Source organism: Caballeronia arationis, from assembly GCF_001544975.2.
Taxonomy (GTDB): Bacteria; Pseudomonadota; Gammaproteobacteria; order Burkholderiales; family Burkholderiaceae; genus Caballeronia; species Caballeronia arationis.
Genome location: NZ_FCOG02000446.1, coordinates 1 through 1,331, shown reverse-complemented (window position 1 = coordinate 1,331; position 1,331 = coordinate 1). Strand labels below are relative to the sequence as shown.

At 61.0% G+C, this 1,331-nt stretch carries 3 protein-coding genes and 1 pseudogene; 1 reads left to right on the top strand and 3 read right to left on the bottom strand.

All coding sequences use genetic code 11. The annotated features are described in order from the left end of the window. Both AWB81_RS43030 and AWB81_RS48160 read right to left on the bottom strand, forming a co-directional pair. Positions 1-234, bottom strand: a pseudogene (locus AWB81_RS43030) (SDR family NAD-dependent epimerase/dehydratase); the annotation flags it as partial. A gap of 167 nt (positions 235-401) precedes the next feature. Then, positions 402-551, bottom strand: a complete 150-nt coding sequence (locus AWB81_RS48160; protein ID WP_235026259.1) for a hypothetical protein — start codon at positions 549-551, stop codon at positions 402-404. Between the two features lie 277 nt (positions 552-828). Here AWB81_RS48160 and AWB81_RS43020 point away from each other — a divergent pair, with 277 nt between their 5' ends. Beyond that, positions 829-1,050 carry a gluconate 2-dehydrogenase subunit 3 family protein gene (locus AWB81_RS43020; RefSeq protein ID WP_144444397.1) on the top strand — a complete coding sequence of 74 codons (222 nt, stop codon included), beginning with the start codon at positions 829-831 and terminating at the stop codon, positions 1,048-1,050. Here the strand turns inward: AWB81_RS43020 and AWB81_RS43015 are convergent. Continuing rightward, positions 1,047-1,331, bottom strand: a 285-nt coding sequence (locus tag AWB81_RS43015; RefSeq protein WP_235026258.1) for a hypothetical protein, incomplete at its 5' end; no start/stop codon positions are given. The two genes, AWB81_RS43020 and AWB81_RS43015, sit on opposite strands and share 4 nt — an antisense overlap.

The following is a 1,331-nucleotide window of genomic DNA, read 5'->3' as shown; positions in this document are numbered from 1 at the left end:
CCTTCACTTCGGTAGCGCCATGCACGCTGGTCTTGATCGTCTGCACCGGATCATGCTGATAGTGGAGCGGCGAGGCGGGACAAGCCAGGTTATAGATTTCCTCCACTTCGACATACAGCGGAAAGGTCACATCGTGAACCGCATCGGCTCGAAGTTGGCTGTCGAGTAAATGCGCGATGTCGTCCTTCGTTCCCGTGTATAAGTTTCGACCCACAGCACGTCTGGCCCTTGCATGACGACCCGCTCGCACAGATGTGAGCTGAGAACGCGCTCGCGAGCGAATGGAGCTAGATCGCCTTTTCTTGCGGATCGGGCCCACGCGTCGGCGTGGCGAGCCTTGCGATCTTCCCGACGCGTCCCGGGCGCGCCGACTCGTTGGTTGCCTCCATGATGCTCTGATCCTACAGCCCTTCCTCGCCGGGCATATGCGGCATGACATCGCTCTTGACGCACACCGAAATATGATCGATCTCGCGTGCGAACTTGTCCTGCGGATCGATCTGCAATTCCGTGGTCGCACTCTTGCCGTCGACGAGCATGCCGTGCCGCATTCGCAGTCCGTCCCAGCCGAACGCGGGGTCCGCCTCGACCCATCCCTAGGACCCTTGCAGCCGGAAGAATCGCGACTCGTGACTCGCAAAAGCTCGACATGCAGGTAGCCGTGAACCCGCTCGGAAAGTGCTCGATGAACTGGACCGATTCCTTCACTTCGACGAAACGCGTGGATCACGGTGGCGCATTTGAGCCGACGCGATGACTTGCGACGCGCGCCGTGATCGACGAGCGGCTCATTGCGCCGTCCTCGTCAGCTTTCTGCGAGGCCGCGCAATGGCGTGCGCTCACCCTGTGCGCGTGTATCGTCCCGCAACGCAACGCAACGACCCGCCGCAGATTCCGGTTGCAGCGCTCGTCGACGGGAAGCTCGCGAACAACAACGGCGACGATTACCGCGATGCGCGTTCGTCGGCGTTGCAGGAAGCATCGCGCATCGGTTTCGCGGCGCTGGACGAGGAGAGCCGCACGCTTCGGCTTGCCGTTCGCGACTATTAAGACGGCTGTTCGCTCGCAATAGGGCTGGCAGGCGCCTCCCCGCTGACGGTGAGCAATTGCCGCAGGATTGCGACTGCGATGTGACCGATGCTCATCAACAGCGCGGTGATGACTGAAAAAATCACGAAGATGGCATGCACGATTCTCGTGTTGAAGCCGCCGTGGTGGTGGACATAGGATTCCCCTGCATCAAGTGGAATGAGGGTGGGACGACATTTCGGCATGAGGCGGCCCGCCCGCATTCGCGTCCATAGCGCTTCTTCCACGATGCATGCCCGAGC

What these genes read in the sequence shown, in the direction of transcription:
- AWB81_RS48160 (WP_235026259.1), bottom strand. Translation starts at nt 551, where the DNA reads ATGCGGCACGGCATGCTCGTCGACGGCAAGAGTGCGACCACGGAATTG.
- AWB81_RS43020 (WP_144444397.1), top strand. Translation starts at nt 829, where the DNA reads ATGGCGTGCGCTCACCCTGTGCGCGTGTATCGTCCCGCAACGCAACGC.